An 18,030-nucleotide genomic window follows, 5' to 3' on the forward strand; every position below is an offset into this window, starting at 1 on the left:
TGAAGGTTGAAGGTTGAAGGTTGAAGGTTGAAGGTTGAAGGTTGAAGGTTGAAGGTTGAAGGTTGAAGGTTGAAGGTTGAAGGTTGAAGGTTGAAGGTTGAAGGTTGAAGGTTGAAGGTTGAAGGTTATGGCTCTACCGAACCTAGTATGCATAAAACCGCGCTTATTGCTCACTAATTATCATTGAGCGGTTGATTTATAAAAAATTATTCTATCAAAAACTAAAACTCCCGCTCAATCAGGATTATACTAATTATTTCCTAACAGTGTCTTGATGCAAAGCGCGAGTGCGGGAAACGCCCGTAGAGCCACTGCATCGCTTTTACATAGCAAGTTCGGTAGAGCCAACAGCTCTAGAGAGTTCTAATAGATAAGAGGTGGCACAAAGTAGGTCGCTACAGATATGAGTAGGTTCAAACCGCTTGAGATATGATTCAGAACGAATGCCACAGGTAAGAGCTATGGTGGGAATTGAGAGGGCTTGTCCTGCGAGAATATCGGCTTCTGTATCACCAATCATCCAAGCAGATACCGATGGTTCAGCTAACAGAGATTGTTCCGTGTAGGATGAAGTACTATGGTCACAGAGGGCTTGTTGGAGAAGTTCCTGTTTAACCTGAGCATAGTTTTGATAAGCATGGTGGTTTTCTGTTGTGCCATAAATGCTGCTAAAAAGACGAGTTAAACCGTAATTGCTCAATATCTGTTTGACCTGAGATGTGGAACGCAATGTCACCAGAACGAGTCGGATGCCATAAGAATGCAGCAAAGCTAAGGCCCAGTTTAGGTTTGGTTGCAGCTGATCTTTGTTCAATAAGGCAGATTCATTCACAATCTTGATCACACGCCCCAAGAAGAAATCGATTTGCTCTCCTCGTAACCCTGAGCGCATGGCAATTTCCTCGTCAGGGATGCGTTCTTGCTTCATGTGCCAGAACTGCTGTTTACTCATGGTCTGGATTGGTAAGGTTATACCTTGAGCTTGGTAGAACCCTTGAGTATCGGTTAGTGCTAGCTGGTACGTGCTGTAGTAGCGATTGGAAACATCAACAATGGGACCGTCAAAATCACAGAATATGGTCAGTTGTTGCAAGTAGGGGACTGTATTTTGAGGCAGGGAAAATCGGGATAATTGCCTGTCTGGGGCAGCAACACAGTTCATAGATTAGTTCTTGGCTGGGCTGGGCTTTTTGACATACTTCTTTACAATGTACCAGTTTTAGTGTAGATTGCCACCTGCTTGAGGGGACATTGAATTGATACGATATTGTAGTCTGTCGGGAAAGGATGTTGACGGTTGACGGTTGATAGTTTAATTGCAACTATAAATAGTTAAATAAATAAAGGTAACTTTTTTCCTAAGGAACTGGAGCAGCACTTAGGCAAAATTAGGCAACAATTGCATTCCATGACCGCCACTTTGTACTAGCATTTGACTTCTCCCCCACTTGAAAGATGGGGGATTCTTCAGACCTTTATACTGAGGTTGTGGAAGCATACAGTTGTATTCGTCTCGGCTGAGTCAAAACAGCCCTACCCACTCTAGTTAGGTCGATGCCTAACCTTGTGGCTACCTTTGTGATTATGTTTGCGGCTCCGTTAGCGTCACTGTTAACTAGCCAGCCCTGAGATGTCTTGTACAGACCTCGACTGCAAGTTAATCAGCCTTGAAATCCAGCCTGACCACGTTCATCTGTTTGTTAATGCCTACCCTTGCCTATCTGCCAAAGACGTAGTAAATCGAGTTAAGGGAAGGTCATCAAGATATCTCAGACAAGAGTTTCCAATCCTGCTTAGACTCCCTTCCCTTTGGACTCGAAGTTATTTTGTCAGTACTGCCGGTAACGTCAGCTCTGAAACAGTTAGGCGTTATATTGAGAATCACAGAGAGCATCACGGAGCTTAAAAGCTCCTACCGCTGGCTACATCTCCCCCATGAATGTGGGTAGTTTTGCTTGCTAGCTGACTCTATAAAAACCTATATATTGATCTGTTCACTCCTGCTGTTGAGCTACTAGGGGCGTAATGAGCGAAAATATTGCTTTGAGTAGATTAATTCAAGACCCCCATCCTAATATTGGGATAAGACCACTATCTTTTTGTAGCTAGGCATGAGCTACTGTATCAATCCCCTGTGTCTTCAGCCAGATGACCCAGGGAACATGACGAATCTGGTTTGTCGCCATTGTGGCTCAGATTTGTTATTACAAGGTCGCTATCGGGTGATGCGCCTGTTGAGTGACCAAAGTGGCTTTGGTAAGGTTTACGAAGCTTACAACGGGGCAGTACCAAAAATTCTAAAAGTCCTTAAGCCGGAGCACAACTCGAAATCCAAAATTATTGAACTATTTCGCCAAGAGGCAGCTGTATTGAGCCAGCTGACTCATCCCGGTATCCCTCAAATCGATCCAGAGGGCTACTTTCAGTTTTTTCCTAGACATAGTAAGGAGCCCCTGCATTGCATCATCATGGAGAAAATTGATGGACTTAACTTGAAGCAGTGGATGAGGCAACAGGGCAATCACCCGATTTTAGAACCGCAAGCCCTTAAATGGTTAAAGCAGATAGTAGAGATTTTGCATCTTGTTCACCAAGAAAACTATTTCCATCGCGATATCAAGCCAGAAAACATCATGCTCCGTGCCAATGGGCAACTGGTATTGATTGACTTTGGCACCGCTAGAGAGTTGACCTATACCTACCTAGCGGAAATCGGTGGTGGAGGCAGTGTTACCAAGATTAGTTCCCATGGCTATACTCCCCCAGAGCAAGAAAAAGGCTATGCAGTCCCACAGTCCGATTTTTATGCTCTGGGGCGAACCTTTGTTTATTTACTGACTGGCAAATCAGTCACAGATCAGAGTGTTTATGATCCGTTAAATGATCAATTTCATTGGCGTGATCATGCTCCTCAAATATCTGAGCAGCTAGCAGACTTTATTGATAGTTTGATGGCACCAACCGCAGCAGCTCGACCTCAGAAGACTCAGCAAATTTTAAATGATCTAGCTAATATTTACTCTTTGATTAGTATTTCAAAGGCTAATACTAATATAGAAGGGAGTACAACCAACCAAAGCTTTAAAACTAAATCTCAACCCAATATTTCTATAGAAACGGAATTTGTAAAACCCCCAAGAAGAAGATGGTGGTTAGGAGGGATATTGGCTCTGGTGGTTGGATTATTTGGTGCTGGTGGTTGGCTATTGTATAAATCCTATAATGCTTCCCTGAGAAAATATCAAGAAATATATGCTCAAGAATTATCTGTAGTTGACACTAAAACTTTCACTGGTCATTCAAGTTGGGTTAATTATCTAGTAATTAGTCCGGATGGACAACAATTAGTTAGTGCTAGTGCCGATAAAAATATTAAGATTTGGGATCTTAACACGGGAGAAGCAATCCACACTCTCGAAGGTCATAATAGCTATGTTAATTATCTAGCTATTAGTCCGGATGGACAACAATTATTTAGTGCTAGTGCCGATAAGACGATTAAGATTTGGGATCTCAACACGGGACAAGAAATCCGCACTATCCAAGGTCATAAAAGTTATATTAATCATCTAGCGTTTAGTCCGGATGGACAACAATTATTTAGTGCTAGTGCCGACAAGACAATTAAGATTTGGGATATCAACACGGGACAAGAAATCCGCACTATCCAAGGTCATAAAAGTTCAATTAACTTTTTATTAATTAGTCAGAATGAGCAACAACTATTTAGTGCTAGTGCCGATAAAACGATTAAAATTTGGGATATCAACACTGGGGAAGAGCTCGACACTCTCAAAGGTCATGAGAGCTTTGTGAATTCTCTAGCCATAAGTCCGGATGGACAACGATTGTTTAGTGCTAGTGCTGACAATACTATCAAAGTCTGGAATCTAGATACTGGGGAAGAAGTCAACAGTCTAAATGATCATACCAATTATGTGGAAGAATTAGCTATCGGTGCTAAGTGTAAGAAGTTGTTCAGTGGAAGTGCAGATAAAACCATAAAAGTGTGGGATTTTGCTAATGAAAAACTAATCTATACCCTAAATGGTTTTCCAAATCCAATTGAATATTTTGCGATTAGTCCTGATTGCCAGACAATTGCTACTAGTGGTGGTAAAAAGATAATCAAACTCTGGCAGGTGCCACAGTTAAGTAATTAGTTTGTAAGTAATTAGTGTTCGTGAGCTATTGGTTAGCAATTTCGATTTGCTGATGTTTAGAGGTAAAGTTAGTTAAATGCTGATGAATGTAATTAATGATTACAAATAACATTTCAATAGTAACAGACGAATAGTAACAGACCAATGGATAACTCTCCTGTGACATCTTTTCCTGAAACTCCTTTGGCGCAAGCCATGATACAGCGGTGCATCCAACTAGCACGGCAAGCCCTGGGACGTACTACACCCAACCCTTTAGTGGGTTGTGTAATTGTCCGGAATGGGGAAATTGTCGGGGAAGGGTTTCATCCCGCTGCTGGTCAACCCCACGCGGAAGTGTTTGCCCTCTCAGAGGCTGGGGAAAATGCTCAGGGAGCAACGGTTTACGTGAATCTGGAACCCTGCAATCACTATGGTAGAACCCCTCCTTGTACAGAAGCGTTAATTAAGGCTGGAGTCGCTAAAGTAGTGGTGGGGATGGTGGACCCTGATCCACGGGTATCTGGAAAAGGTATTGAACGGTTAAGGGCGGCTGGGATTGAAGTGGTGGTAGGTGTGGAAGAGAGTGCTTGCCGTCAGCTCAATGAAGGCTTTATTCATCGCATTCTTTACCAGCGTCCATTGGGAATTCTCAAGTATGCCATGACCTTAGATGGCAAAATTGCTGCTACTAGTGGTCACAGCAAATGGATTACAGGGGAAAAGTCCCGCAGTTGGGTGCATCAACTACGATCAGCTTGCGATGCAGTGATTGTGGGCGGTAATACGGTGCGTCAGGATAACCCCAATTTGACTAGTCACAATCCAAACGCACCGAATCCCCTACGGGTGATCATGAGTCGCACCCTCGACTTACCCAGAGATGCTCGTGTTTGGCAAACGGATGATGTGCCTACGTTGGTGTTTACAGAGGTCGGAACTGAGGGTGATTTATATCAACATCTGGTCAACCAGGGTGTAGAGGTGGTGGTATTGAATCCCCTGACTCCTTCTCAAGTAATGGCATATTTATATGACAGGCAGCTTTCGAGGGTGTTATGGGAATGTGGTGGTATCTTAGCTGCAAATGCGATCGCAGACGGTGCAGTCCAAAAAATCGTAGCCTTTATTGCTCCAAAAATCATCGGTGGTCAAGGTAGTCCCTCACCAGTAGGAGATTTGGGCTTGACACTCATGACTGATGCTCTAACCTTAGAACGAGTCAGTTGGCGTCAGCTAGGATCGGATTATGTTGTCGAAGGTTATATACCTAATAGGGAGTAGGGAGTAGAGTCGGGAGTCGGGAGTCGGGAGTCGGGAGTCGGGGTAAGAAAATTTACTTTACCTTATTCAAGGCTATTTAGTGCTGGGCGCAAGGCTATATTTATAAAAAATATATCTATAAAATTTGAGATAAAAACTGCTTAGTACGTTCATGTTGAGGATTGTTGAAAAATTCCTGGGGTGTACTTTCTTCCACCAACTTCCCATCAGCCATTAGGACCACTCGGTCTGCGACTTCTCTAGCAAAACCTACTTCGTGGGTAACGCAAACCATAGTCATCCCAGAATCAGCAAGCGATCGCATGGTATCGAGTACCTCTCGCACCATCTCAGGGTCGAGAGCTGAGGTTGGCTCATCAAATAACATAATTTTAGGCTGCATTGCCAAAGCACGGGCAATAGCTACCCGTTGCTGTTGTCCCCCTGACAGTTGACCGGGATACTTCTTGGCTTGTTCGAGAATACCGACTTTTTCTAACAGCTGCATGGCAATTTCTTCAGCTTTTGCCTTTTTCCAGCGGCGCACCCAAATCGGAGCAAGGGTGACATTTTGCAGCACAGTGAGGTGAGGAAATAAGTTAAATTGTTGGAACACCATCCCCACTTCCTTGCGAATAGTATCAATGTTTCGCAAGTCATGGGATAGTTCAATGTTATCAATAATAATTTTTCCTTTTTGATAGTCTTCTAGAGCATTAAATGTCCGAATAAAGGTGGATTTACCAGACCCACTAGGCCCCATGATCACCACTACTTCTTTTTTCTTGACTTCTAGACTGACACCACGCAGAACATGAAATTGGTTGCTGGCGTACCACTTATGAACATCTTGAGCGATGATCATGGATTCGGTATCTCCGGCATTCCCTGGGTCTTGAGGAGAAGTGATCGGTTGTTGATTGGTCATGATTCTTTTCCCTTGAGTAAGGTTATATTGGGTTAAAGGTTAAAGGTTACAGCTTGAAAGTTAAAGGTTAAAGGTTACAGGTTTAAAGTTACAGGTTTAAAGTTACAGGTTTAAGGTTATATAGCGTTTATCGCAGTTATAAGGTATTTTATTCTTTGACGTTGATTCCCTGTCTTCATGCAGCGCAGGTCTATTCCCTATTCCCTATTCCCTATTCCCTGTTCCCTGTTCCCTGTTCCCTAAAATCCATAAATTGTGTACCTCATAGCTATGAGAATTGCTATAATCTAGATTCAATGGTCTACATTCAATTGTTTTTCCAGACGTCGGCTGGCTGTGGACATGGCGTAACAAAATAACCAGAATAGGAGTCCGTCGAATAAATATACTTCTTGATAGGGGGTTTCAAATTTGGCTTGGGCAAAGATAGAATCACCGATACCAAGCAACTCCACTAGACCTACAACAAATAGGAGAGTGGTGTCTTGAAACAGACTAATAAACTGACCGACAATGGCAGGAATAACAGCTTTGAGTGCCTGAGGTAACACAATCAGTCCTACCGATAGGGGGGTATTTAAACCCAATGCTTTCGCAGCTTCGATTTGACCTGTAGGTATGGATTGCAGTCCTCCTCGCACATTTTCGGCTAGGTAAGCAGCACTAAATAAGGTCAGACCGATGATTGCCCGTAACACCCGGTCTGGTCGCATTCCTGATGGTAGAAATAGTGGGATAATTACTTGTCCGATGAACAAAATCGCAATCAGCGGTAGTCCTCGGATTAGTTCAATGTAAAGGATAGAGAAGCCGCGCACAACTGGTAAGGTACTTTGTCGTCCTAGGGCTAGTAATACACCTAGGGGAAAACAGATTAAAATACTGACCACTGCCGCTAAGACATTCAGCAGTAACCCACCCCATTGATTAGTGGATACCTGTTTTAGTCCGAGTCCTCCTCCGAGAAGCCACAGGAAGATTAATAAAGCAATAAACCAAGCTAAAGGTAACCAATTACCCAATTTCGGTTGAGTCTTAGCAACCTGTTGTGCTCCCCAAGCACTAGCTACCAGTAAGACTACTATTCCTAAGAGCAATAAGCGATAGGGAATTGCTACTGGAAATAGCACTAATATAGCACCACTGATCACAAGAGCTATTAACACATTGCGACTAAATAGAGTGATAACATTTCTTGCTAAAACTCCCCAAGTTATCCCTGATAGGAATACAATAATCCCCAGAATCAACCATGGACGCCAGTTTTCGGTGGCGGGATAGGTTCCTACAAAAAACAGACGAAAGTTATCCTTGATAACATCCCACTGGGCTTCAGTAGTTGCCCATGTTATCAAGCCTTTAACGGTTACGAATAGAAACCATAAAACACTAACCGTCAATAGGCTATTATACCAAGTACTAAATAAATTTTTCTTTATCCAGGTAATTGGATTAACCTGTAGTTCAGGGGGTGGTGCTAGTTCAGGAGGTTGAGAATTAACAGTAGTCATTATCTAGTTATAAGTCAACAGTTAATCAATTATCTTTCCTGCAATTGAACTGTCCGATTCAATAGGTTCATTACGAAAGAAATGATCAGGTTAATGGTTAGATAGGTCAGGGGTATGATCACCACGATTATTTCGATTTCATGACCCGCTTGGTTGAAGGTGGTTTGAGCAATAGAGTAGATATCTGGGTAGCCAATAGCAGATGCTAAGCTGGAGTTTTTGGCGAGGTTCATATACTGGCTGTTTAGGGAAGGGATAATCACCCGCAAGGCTTGGGGAAAAATCACCAACCGCATAGCTAAGCCTGACTTAAGTCCCAAAGATCTTGCTGCTTCCCACTGTCCCTTCTGTACTGACTGTATTCCAGCTCGGACAATTTCGGCGATAAACGCACCTGTGTAAAAGACTAGACCAGCTAGTAAGGCACAGAACTCAATAGTTAGCCGGAGTCCGCCTTCAATATTACCTGTGTCGATAACTTCTTGCGGTCTTTGCCAACCAAAACCGATGATGATAATTAAGACAGCAGCAATTGCGATCGCAATTAAAGCAATTAACTGCGGCTGACCCGATTGTGCTTGTTCTACCATCACTTTAGTGCGCCACTGCCAGATTAAAAATGCTGCGATCGCACCTACTAGCAAAACCACCAACCACAGAAACAGCTGGGTGGTGAAGGGGGGCCAAGGAATATAAATTCCCCGCTTGCTCAAAAATATCGACCCAGGTAACTGAATTTTTTCCGACAGTTTTGGCAGTTGGAAGAAAACCCCAAAGTACCAAAATAGCAATTGCAGCAGCAGTGGTGTATTGCGCACCACTTCCACATACACCAGACTCAGCTTACTCACTAGCCAATTGTCAGAAAAACTAGCTATCCCGGCGGTAATACCAACAATAGTTGTCAGGATAATCCCAAACACCATCACCCGCAATGAATTGGCCAGTCCGATCAATAAAGCATAGCTATAGGGGTCAGTGGCTGTATAGGGAATGGGGGTATCACCAATGCCAAATTTGGCTTGATCTTGGAGAAAATCAAACCCCAATTTAATCGCTTGTTGCTGAATATTTCGGCTTAAGTTGCTGCCTAGCCATGCCACGACCGCAATCACCACCAGCACAAATAGGACTTGTATGGCAATGCGCCAAAATCGGTCATCTCGCCACAAAGGAGGCTTTTGACCTATATTGCTTGTCATTCGTTAGTTGTTTTGGTTGCAGGTTACAGGTTGGTTGGTTGAAGGTTGAAGGTTGGTTGGTTGAATGTTGGAGGTTGGTTGAATGTTGGAGGTTGGTTGAAGGTTGAAGGTTGGTTGGTTGAATGTTGGAGGTTGGTTGAAGGTTGGTTGGTTTAATGTTGCAGGTTGTAGGTTGGTTAAAGGTTTTAGGTTTTAGGTTACAGATTTTAGGTTTTAGAGGCTGTTTTAAAAGTGTTGGATGCTACTCGAAACCGCTCCCTAGCCCCCCAAATTTGGGGGTAATTTGGCTCAAAGTATCCCAGATTTCGGGGATAATCGTGGCTCATGCCAAACATTTGGTACTTCTCAAAGATCCTCTTAGGTTTTAGGTTTACTGTTAACATTCAACCTGCAACCTTGGCCTATTGGCCACGCTACGCGAACAACCAATCAACCTTGGCCTATTGGCCACGCTACGCGAACAACCAATCAACCTTGGCCTATTGGCCACGCTACGCGAACAACCAATCAACCTTGGCCTATTGGCCACGCTACGCGAACAACCAACCAACCTTGGCCTATTGGCCACGCTACGCGAACAACCAACCAACCTTGGCCTATTGGCCACGCTACGCGAACAACCAACCAACCTTCAACCTTCAACCTGAAACAGTTAACAATCCCTTAACGGAAGGGTGGAGAATACAAAATACCCCCACGAGTCCAGAGGTCATTCAGACCCCGATTGAGTTTGAACTGAGAATTTTTACCCAAGTTACGGTCATAGACTTCGCCGTAGTTACCGACGTGCTTAATCACTCGCGCTGCAAAATCGTTTTCTAAACCGAGACCTTTGCCTAATTCACCTTCAACACCTACGAAGCGTTTGACAGTCGGGTTAGGACTGTTGCTCATTTGTGCCACATTCGCCTTAGTAATGCCTAACTCTTCGGCTTCAATCAAGGCGAAAGTCACCCACTTGACGACATCAAACCAAGCGGAGTCATTATTAATAGTTACTGGTCCCAAGGGTTCCTTGGACATGGTAACATCTAGAAGTACATGATCATCAGGCTTAGGCAGAGTGCTACGTTTGGCCAATAGTTGGGATTTATCAGAAGTCATGCCGTCACAACGTTCTTCGTTATAGGCAGTATAGGCAGGGTCTGCTTTCTGAAATACCACTGGCTCAAATTCGACACCTGCTTCCCGCATCTTGTCGGTTAAATTCAACTCAGTAGTGGTTCCAGTTTCCACACAGACGGATTTTCCTTTAAAATCTTTGAGTGTCTTAATCCCACTGTTTTTGCGCACCATCATGCCCTGACCATCATAAAAGGTAGTAGGGGCAAATTCTAAGTTATTGGTAGAGCTATCTCGGCTAAGAGTCCAAGTGGTATTGCGCGAGAGCATATCCACTTCACCATTCCGGACGGCGGGAAATCGCTCCGTGGAGTCAAGGTTACGGTACTCTACTGCTTTTGGGTCATCAAACAAAGCAGCAGCAACTGCTTTACAGACATCCACATCTAGCCCGGAGTAGTTACCGCTCCCATCCACAAAGCTAAATCCGGGAATGCCACCGTCAACACCACAAATCAGTTTGCCACGGCTCTTGACTATATCTAAGCGGCTTTGTTTAGCGCTTGTCCCACCTCCTTCACAGGCTGTTAAGGGTGCAACTAATACTAGAGTGGCTAGTACCAGAGAACTCCATTTAGGCATAAGTTTTTTCTTGGTCTTGTTTTTTAGATATACAACGGCCTCACGCGATCAGCTGACATGAGCTTCCGCTGCTTAAGCTTGATTGCATTTTAGATCAAGTTGGTTAGATTACTTATGCTGCTAGATTAGTTATCTAGCAAAGGTAACAGGGAGTAGGGAGTAGGGAGTAGGGAGTAGGGAGTAGGGAACTTCCGATCAAATCAAAAATTCTCACAATTCCTACACGGATTGCTATCCTATGGCACGGCTGCTAATGGGTAAGTAAAGTAGACTTCGCCGCAGTTTTCGAGAACTTCAGACCAAGGAACTTTAGTGATTATAGTTACAAACTTTTCAGTGTAATTATTATTATTGTTTTTTAAACAAACTAATAATTAATCAATCGTTATAATAAAAAAGCGATCGCTTAATTCACCTGAGCCGATTAGGTCAGTCCAATCATCAAATCAGCTCACAGAGGTTAACCCCTGGAGGATGTACCAAGGTTCAATGAAACTTGCGATCGCTTTTTGGGTGCGTTTGCGAACGCACCGAATACTGTCCTTAACCTTCTGTTGAGAAATTAGCTCTCATAGCAATGCTTTTCTTGAGATTATCTATCAAACCTATAGAGCTAGAGTTTTTGATTGAACAGACATTGGGAAGAGCATGTACTCATTCCACATGCGCCAGATGTAAGCCGTAATCGCTTTTTTACGAGTTTTCTGATTTTCAAATGAGTAGTGGACTATTGAACTAGGTGCAGCCGACTGAATGTCGGTTAGATGAGAGTCACACCCGCACCCGTGTTGGAGCAGAAGACCGTGACGAGCAGCTTTACTCTCAACAAACATCAGCATCCGCGTCACATTGAAAGCGTGAAGGCAGGCATCGTAGGGACGTTTTACACCCTGCATGCGCACATCAAAAGCCATAGCTCGTGATTCTAGGATCGAGTCCCGCTCAATCGGGCACAGAAGCATCTGATAGAAAGAGGCTGGTAATTCATAGTTGAACTCCTCAAACACGTCTACGACAAAAGCGACTACCCGCTCGGCACCATCTGTTGCCACAGCAGTAGTCTTGGCTAATTCAAAATTTGGGTAAGCTGACAGCAAATAGTCAGCACCGAAAAACTCCAAAGTATCCCAAGCTCCCTTCTGAAAAAGAGACTGGCAATCGAACCCTTGCTCAAAAATTTCCGGGCTGCCATCGGTTGCCTTGGTTAGAAACAATTGAGCCAAAGCAACCAGAAACTCAAGGTCAGGATGTCCTACTTCTGCCTCACCACTGGCAATTTTTTGCCAAACCGTGGGTAGTTGGTCAATGGCAACAGCGTCAATTCCTTCAAGAATAGACCTAGCAGTTAAAACCGAAACAGTTTGTTGAATTGTCATAAAGCAAGTTAGACTTAACCCTGGATTTTTGGGAAAATGATACATTAGCAACTGTCAAGATGCTTCCATTGTGGTAATAGTCAAGACAGGCACCTTGATTAAGATACCATACAACTAGCAATAAGTATTTATAGACTGCAGGTAATTTCGGCTATCCTAGAATGGGTGTGGTAAATGAGTAGTTTAAATGAGCTTAACCCCTTCAATAGCCAGGGATTCATTGAACTAAAAATGCCATTTTAATAAAAATGCATTTTTAAATTACTCAAAAGCTTACTTAGTAAGGAATAAGCGCGATTATTTTATACTAATTTATCATAGCCACTCTAGGAGAGCCGTAATTTCTAGACTACAGGTATTCCCAAATCACAACCAAACCTCAAGTCTTGGGAGGTTCCGGTGCCTACTCCCGATTCATCTGTGTATTCAGTAACGCCGTCACTGGAATCAGTGTAATTATTAAGAAACTATTTTAATTAGAAAAATTTTTTATTATATCTTTGTTTATCATTTTTTTAGATAAAATTCCTGAAATATTCCTAAAAATTACTTGCTGTAATGACAACTACTCGATTGTATCTGCCGAAACCCCGAGAGGCAGTGGGAAACTATCTCAGAATCATTTCGATCAATGATGTTTACGACATCAAGAATTATCCCTACGTGGAAACAGTGATTAAATCCCTGAAGGAAACATCGGAAGATGCCGTGGTGATTGCCTGCATTAGCGGAGACTTTCTCTCTCCTTGTTTAATTACTTCACTTGATGGCGGTAAAGCCATGCTGGATGTGCTAAAGGTCGTCAACATTGATTATATTTGCTTGGGCAACCATGAATTCGATGTTACCGTGGATGTCCTGTGTGAGCGTTTCAAAACCTACGAAGGAAAATGCTTAAATAGCAACATCTTGGACTTGCCAATTGTGGATGCCAGTGGTCAGCCACTTCCGAAATATGACATTGTTGAAGTCGGTTCTCATCGAGTTGCCTTTGCTGGATTTTGCACTAACAATACCGATATTTTCAGACCAGGGACGAACCTAACCATTCAACCCATCTTCGATGCTTTAAAGGAAACCTGGTCTAAGTGTTCTAATGAAGCAACCATGCTGATTCCCCTGACCCATCAGACAATTGCGGAAGATCGGGAACTAGCCACGGGGATCCAGCAAGATCACCAACTTAGTGGTAAAGTTCCTGTAATTGTTGGGGGGCACGATCATGAGATTTATATTGAGAAAATTGAGCGGAGTCTGATTGTTAAAGCTGGTGCTGATGCTATTAATGTGGTGGTTGTTGATTTGTGGTGGGATGCTTCCGAACAGTGCCATACGGCAGTGCAGATGCTTTCAACAAGCCATTTTGATGCCGAGTCAGAGACTCAAAAGTTTGTCGAACATACCCATAATCTTCTCGGTTCGCTGATAGATGTCGAGATTTTTGAGATCAAAGAATCCATGTCCTCTAAACGGACGCGATTCCAACCCGAAAAAGTGGCATCAACCCTATGTTCTTATATCAAAAAAAGCTTGAATAATGTCGATCTAGTGATGCTCCAGGGAGGATCCATTCGAGGTAAGCGAGACTATGATAAGGGAGAATCTTTCACATATAGGGATTTGTTGGAAGAGATGCCATTGGATACCGAAATGTCCTTGATTCAGGTGCCTGGGTACATCTTACAAGATGCGATCGCCGAAACTCGCAGCACGCCCAATCTTGCAGCCCCCAATTTTCTCCATGCCGATCTTGATGTAGTGATTGAAGACTACCCCAGTCTGAAAATTGTCAGCATTAACCACGCCCCATTTGACCCCAAAAAAATTTACACTCTCGGTATTTATCAACCCTTGCTGACGGGGTTCGATAGCATCAAACCTTTGGTAGATTATGCCAACGCTAATGGTGGTGCTCCGCCTTTGGATCAATGTCTTCCAGCCCAAAACCTGATCGTGGAAAGCTGTATGAAAGATGCCTGGAGAGTCCTGGTTGGTTATGAAGAATGGGACGCTGATGGCGATGGGGAAATCACCACAGAAGAGCTGAAACAGGGTGTCAAAAATGCCTTTGCCTTTCTCGATCAAAATCAGGATGGCTATATTTCCCCCGCAGAACTAGGGGCAGCATTGGCAGAACGGAAAGGCCGCACCCAGAAAGGATTAATCAGCCTGATGTTTGAGGTCTTGGATGTCAATAAAGATGGTATGGTGTCGATGGATGAGCTGGCATTGTTAGCAATGTAATGAGAAAAAGGTGTTGTAAAAAAGCTAGAATAGACCATGTCTAAAACTGATGAAAGTTTTCAAAACAAACCTTAATCTTTGCCGCTCCATGAGCTGTTATCTAGTTTATTGAATTCACAGAAAACCTCTGATCGGCATCCCTTGCCCATCATGGGAACGATGCAAGACCTGGCTAGTTTACGGGGTGGGTAGTGCCTTTCAGGGCATTACCCCTGTTCCCATCCCCTATGTCTGAGCTTGATCCGCGCTTATGCCCCACGTCCGCACCAAAGGTCGGCGTGGGATGAATGGCGGAGGCGGAACTTTGATATTTTGTTTTGATCTATAATGGACTTTTGAGCTATAATGAGCATAGTAGGGAAGACAAATTAAGAGCTAACCGCCACCTACGTTCCTAAAAAATAGAACTTATTGTATTGTTCCGGCGCGGAGGGGCATCCCGTGTCGTTAATAAAGCTTATCGAGTATCCTAAGCAATGGCTGGAGTTGGTAAGAAGCCCACACTGTAATCTTTCATTCAGTGTGGGAGTATGTCACGTTATCGGCTAGATGTTGGGCAAGGGCAACCATGGTCAACGTTGGGTTCCAAGAACCGCCAGTGGGCCAAAGTGAAGCTCCGGTGATATAGACGTTCTCTACACCCTTGAGCCGATAATCTAACCCCACAACAGCCTCTTCATCATCCCCAATCCACATGGTTGAGGCTTCGTGTACCAATCCGGGAACACGAATTTTGTGGCGTTCGCGCTTCCATTGTCCCGTATTCGGATCACCGTGCCAATATTCTACTCGGTCTTTTCCTTTTGGGGACAAACCTTGCTCAAGAACCTCAAAAGTGGCTTTGTCCATAGTATCCCACAGGGATAAGTCTTTGTCCGTTTCCAAAACTTGCAGGGTAACATTGGTTGTGGGATCATCCCCATCATTTTTTTGTAACCCGTTACCAGGGTTATCGAATAGTTCACCCAGAACCGCACAGACAAACACGATGTAATCAGTGGATGTCTCAAGTTGTTGGGGTGAGGCGGTGGCTACCACATCCGGCATATTACGAGCCGCTGTATCAATGTGAGTCTTATTAGTTGGGTCAGGGTCGGATATAGCTGAGAGTTGAATGTGATATTGTCCCTGAGTTTCCTGATCGACGCCAGCCAAGTAGATAGCTGCCAACTCCAGATTTTTTTTCCTTAAATCATCTTTAATGCTTTCTTCCCAGTCAAAGATTTCCAGAAAGTCCTCTCGGGGAATACGGGCAACAATGGCACTGATAAAGTGGGCGGTAAACCGCTTACCCGCATTTTTTGCCTGTGGAAAAGAATTCAAAACCAGGGTTGTTGATGGTATACTCCCCATGGCTAAAATAACTTTACTATCGCCAACATTGACCACCCCACGGGTTGTTTCCAATGCTGTTGCTTGGTTTTCCTGTTGCCAGATCCGTGTCACTATACATTCGGTGACAATACTCAGTCGGGAATCAATCTGACGTTTTTTGGCTTCTTCCTGGCATTTTATTACCTGATCCAGAAGTGGCCCTGGTGTGGAAAACTTTTCCACGTCAGTGGATGTAATAGTTGGAGTGCCGACGGCAATCTGAGCATGTTCGACGCGGGTGGCTGACTTAATATCCTGAAGATTCTGCTTCAATCTTTCAGTTAGTTTATTTTGCCAGTGGTCAAAGATATTTCCGGTTTCTTCGTCATTGGCTCCAACCACATTCAGCAACATTTTCGCCGTCTTGAAATAGTCTTGCGCTGCCTTAATCGTTGCTTGAGGCCAACCGTTCATTTCCTCTGTTGTCGGTTCCGGGCACCAGGCACTCCATAGGGTGGATCCACCTCCGAAAAAGGGGATTATCCCATGCTGCCATTTAATATATTTATTAAGATTAAGGGTCTTAGATGATAAAGTCCAGGGAAAGGTTTTTAACGCCTGCTTGAGTAACAGTTTTTGGTAGGATGTCGGTAAATTTTGAACGTGTTCGGGCAGGAAAAATGACCCGCGTTCAATGAGTAGAATTCTGGCATTATCATCTTTATTGAGAACTCTCTCAATAAAGCCAAGAGCACAAAAGCCACTGCCAATAACGATATAGTCAAATTGTTTTTCTGCTCGCGTCTTTTTCCATTCACTGGGGGATAGAAAAAAGACATGGTTCATGATGTCTTGACTATTAACTTCCTGTTGACCCGGCGTGGGATACCCATAATTAAAATTGGGTGATGAGAATACAGTCATACATAAACGTTCCTCTATTTAATATAAATTACAGCTATATAGTCAGCGTTAATCGCTTAATTAACTCTTGATGTTGTGGATAAATTTCCATCAATTTTTCCAACTGATTAGGAGTAGGTTTTGTGGAATCGGTTGGATGCCAACCGGGCGCTAGAGTAGTACCAACTAGCGCAAAAGAATTGGCTTCAAGCATTGTCGCCCCAAACCAAGTATCATGTGGGGCAACTGCCTGAAAAACTTCACCCGGGTCCAAGTTACTACCCAGCTTAATTTTCCGGTAATTTCCATCATTGGGGAATATATGAAGAGCCAATGGGTTACCCGCGTAAAAATGCCATATTTCATCTTGCTTGAGTTGATGAAGTGCTGTAACATCATTATTCTGCAGGAGGTAATAATTTACTTCCCACAATCTACGCTCATTACCACCTTCAGAACCAGCTATCTGAGAGACTGTTTTTTCTGATTTAAGATGTGAGCGAAAGTAGCCGCCAATCTCTTCTAATTTATCGAGTTTGAGTTTCTCGATCCAATACTGTGCATCTGCCATGTTAACGGTTATCCATTATTTATTAAATATCTGGTTCAATGCGTTGAAACCTGTCTGAAAAACACCATCACCTATCAACTTAATCAGATGCTTTTCGTCTTGGGGGTCACAGTCGAATATTGCTGTCCATTCAGCATAAGTTAGATCTCCATCTGTGATTGGCTTAAGCTGAAATGTTGCCACATAGTTCGTTAATGGCATGGGGGATTCGAGAATTGAGTAGGAAAATAAATAATCTAAGTCGCTTAGAACCAATAGCTTCTCTCGAATATTCCCCCCTTCTTTGAGATTGAAATTACGAATACAGCCAACTTTATCGCTGGGTTCACTATTTTCTATATAACTGTTAGCAATACCTGGATGCCAGTTAGGCATAGCATTAAAATCTCTGATATTCATCCAGACTTTATCAATATGAGTATTGATAACAGCACTTGTAAAAACTCTAGTCATTCTGTCGATATTCTCTCTACTAATTCTCTCTACTAATATACTCGATTATTCAACAAGTAGGACAAAATTAACAGCATTAAATGATACAGTCATCAACTTTTGTCAGGTTTCCATGTCTTTTTTCTTCCTGACCTAGACAGGTCCCACAAGGGCGCAAGTGAGTAAATAACCATCAGACAAGACAAAAAACCCGACCTCTGAGATACTACCATACTCAGTCGCCACGATGGCTCGAAGAGCCCGCCAAAGGCGATCGCAGATTGCCAATGAAACAGCCCTGCCAACAGGCAGGGCAAACGCATCTAAATTCTATAAGCCTTACTCAGAAGCGATGCAGTGCGGTCTTGGGGGGAAACCCCAAGACCGCACTGCATCAAGAGGTGCGCTTTCCGTTGGCGAATTTAATTCGCCAACGGAAA

14 protein-coding genes and 1 pseudogene are annotated in these 18,030 nt (G+C 43.5%); 6 read left to right on the forward strand and 9 right to left on the reverse strand.

Annotated elements, in window-relative coordinates:
• Nucleotides 1–322: 322 nt before the first annotated feature.
• Complete coding sequence (locus F6K64_RS36485) at nt 323–1,162, reverse strand: HAD family hydrolase (RefSeq protein ID WP_008186444.1); 840 nt, start codon at nt 1,160–1,162, stop codon at nt 323–325.
• A gap of 495 nt (nt 1,163–1,657) precedes the next feature.
• Between F6K64_RS36485 and tnpA the strand changes: the two are divergent.
• From tnpA to ribD, 3 genes and pseudogenes are all read left to right on the forward strand, one after another.
• Nucleotides 1,658–1,906 (forward strand): annotated as a pseudogene (gene tnpA, locus F6K64_RS36495) (IS200/IS605 family transposase); the annotation flags it as partial.
• 205 nt (nt 1,907–2,111) lie between these two features.
• Nucleotides 2,112–4,163, forward strand: coding sequence for a serine/threonine-protein kinase (locus F6K64_RS36500; protein WP_008186446.1), 2,052 nt, complete (start codon nt 2,112–2,114; stop codon nt 4,161–4,163).
• Nucleotides 4,164–4,307: 144 nt separating this feature from the next.
• Nucleotides 4,308–5,426: a bifunctional diaminohydroxyphosphoribosylaminopyrimidine deaminase/5-amino-6-(5-phosphoribosylamino)uracil reductase RibD gene (ribD, locus tag F6K64_RS36505; RefSeq protein WP_287267876.1), complete on the forward strand. Its 1,119-nt coding sequence runs from the start codon at nt 4,308–4,310 to the stop codon at nt 5,424–5,426.
• Between the two features lie 115 nt (nt 5,427–5,541).
• Here the strand turns inward: ribD and F6K64_RS36510 are convergent, their stop codons facing one another.
• The 3 genes from F6K64_RS36510 to F6K64_RS36520 form a co-directional block, all read right to left on the reverse strand.
• On the reverse strand, nt 5,542–6,333 hold the full coding sequence (locus tag F6K64_RS36510; protein WP_287267878.1) for an amino acid ABC transporter ATP-binding protein: 792 nt from the start codon (nt 6,331–6,333) through the stop codon (nt 5,542–5,544).
• 293 nt (nt 6,334–6,626) lie between these two features.
• The gene (locus F6K64_RS36515) at nt 6,627–7,844 is read right to left on the reverse strand and encodes an amino acid ABC transporter permease (protein WP_287267879.1); all 1,218 of its coding nucleotides are present in this window, start codon (nt 7,842–7,844) and stop codon (nt 6,627–6,629) included.
• Nucleotides 7,845–7,873: 29 nt separating this feature from the next.
• A complete protein-coding gene (locus F6K64_RS36520; protein WP_287267880.1) occupies nt 7,874–9,046 on the reverse strand; it encodes an amino acid ABC transporter permease in 1,173 nt (390 codons plus the stop codon).
• A gap of 404 nt (nt 9,047–9,450) precedes the next feature.
• Here F6K64_RS36520 and F6K64_RS36525 point away from each other — a divergent pair, with 404 nt between their 5' ends.
• Nucleotides 9,451–9,693: a hypothetical protein gene (locus tag F6K64_RS36525; RefSeq protein ID WP_271970265.1), complete on the forward strand. Its 243-nt coding sequence runs from the start codon at nt 9,451–9,453 to the stop codon at nt 9,691–9,693.
• A gap of 16 nt (nt 9,694–9,709) precedes the next feature.
• On the opposite strand, the gene F6K64_RS36530 is transcribed toward F6K64_RS36525, so the two are convergent.
• Together F6K64_RS36530 and F6K64_RS36535 are read right to left on the reverse strand one after the other, a co-directional pair.
• Nucleotides 9,710–10,750 (reverse strand): amino acid ABC transporter substrate-binding protein, encoded by a 1,041-nt coding sequence (locus F6K64_RS36530; RefSeq protein WP_287267882.1) that lies wholly within the window; start codon nt 10,748–10,750, stop codon nt 9,710–9,712.
• A gap of 605 nt (nt 10,751–11,355) precedes the next feature.
• Nucleotides 11,356–12,126 carry a hypothetical protein gene (locus F6K64_RS36535; RefSeq protein WP_287267883.1) on the reverse strand — a complete coding sequence of 257 codons (771 nt, stop codon included), beginning with the start codon at nt 12,124–12,126 and terminating at the stop codon, nt 11,356–11,358.
• Between the two features lie 558 nt (nt 12,127–12,684).
• On the opposite strand from F6K64_RS36535, the gene F6K64_RS36540 reads away from it, so the two are divergent.
• The gene (locus F6K64_RS36540; protein WP_287267885.1) at nt 12,685–14,370 is read left to right on the forward strand and encodes an EF-hand domain-containing protein; all 1,686 of its coding nucleotides are present in this window, start codon (nt 12,685–12,687) and stop codon (nt 14,368–14,370) included.
• 513 nt (nt 14,371–14,883) lie between these two features.
• On the opposite strand, the gene F6K64_RS36545 is transcribed toward F6K64_RS36540, so the two are convergent.
• Genes F6K64_RS36545 through F6K64_RS36555 form a run of 3 tightly spaced genes read right to left on the reverse strand, consistent with a single transcriptional unit; the run spans nt 14,884 to nt 17,611 of the window.
• Nucleotides 14,884–16,608: a GMC oxidoreductase gene (locus F6K64_RS36545; protein ID WP_287267887.1), complete on the reverse strand. Its 1,725-nt coding sequence runs from the start codon at nt 16,606–16,608 to the stop codon at nt 14,884–14,886.
• A gap of 34 nt (nt 16,609–16,642) precedes the next feature.
• Nucleotides 16,643–17,158, reverse strand: coding sequence for a cupin domain-containing protein (locus F6K64_RS36550; RefSeq protein ID WP_287267888.1), 516 nt, complete (start codon nt 17,156–17,158; stop codon nt 16,643–16,645).
• A gap of 15 nt (nt 17,159–17,173) precedes the next feature.
• On the reverse strand, nt 17,174–17,611 hold the full coding sequence (locus F6K64_RS36555; protein WP_287267890.1) for an SRPBCC family protein: 438 nt from the start codon (nt 17,609–17,611) through the stop codon (nt 17,174–17,176).
• Nucleotides 17,612–17,837: 226 nt separating this feature from the next.
• On the opposite strand from F6K64_RS36555, the gene F6K64_RS36560 reads away from it, so the two are divergent.
• Nucleotides 17,838–18,030: hypothetical protein (locus tag F6K64_RS36560; protein ID WP_287267891.1), on the forward strand; the 193-nt coding region annotated here is incomplete at its 3' end.

The sequence above is a fragment of the Moorena sp. SIO3A2 genome, assembly GCF_010672265.1.
Lineage (GTDB): Bacteria > Cyanobacteriota > Cyanobacteriia > Cyanobacteriales > Coleofasciculaceae > Moorena > Moorena producens.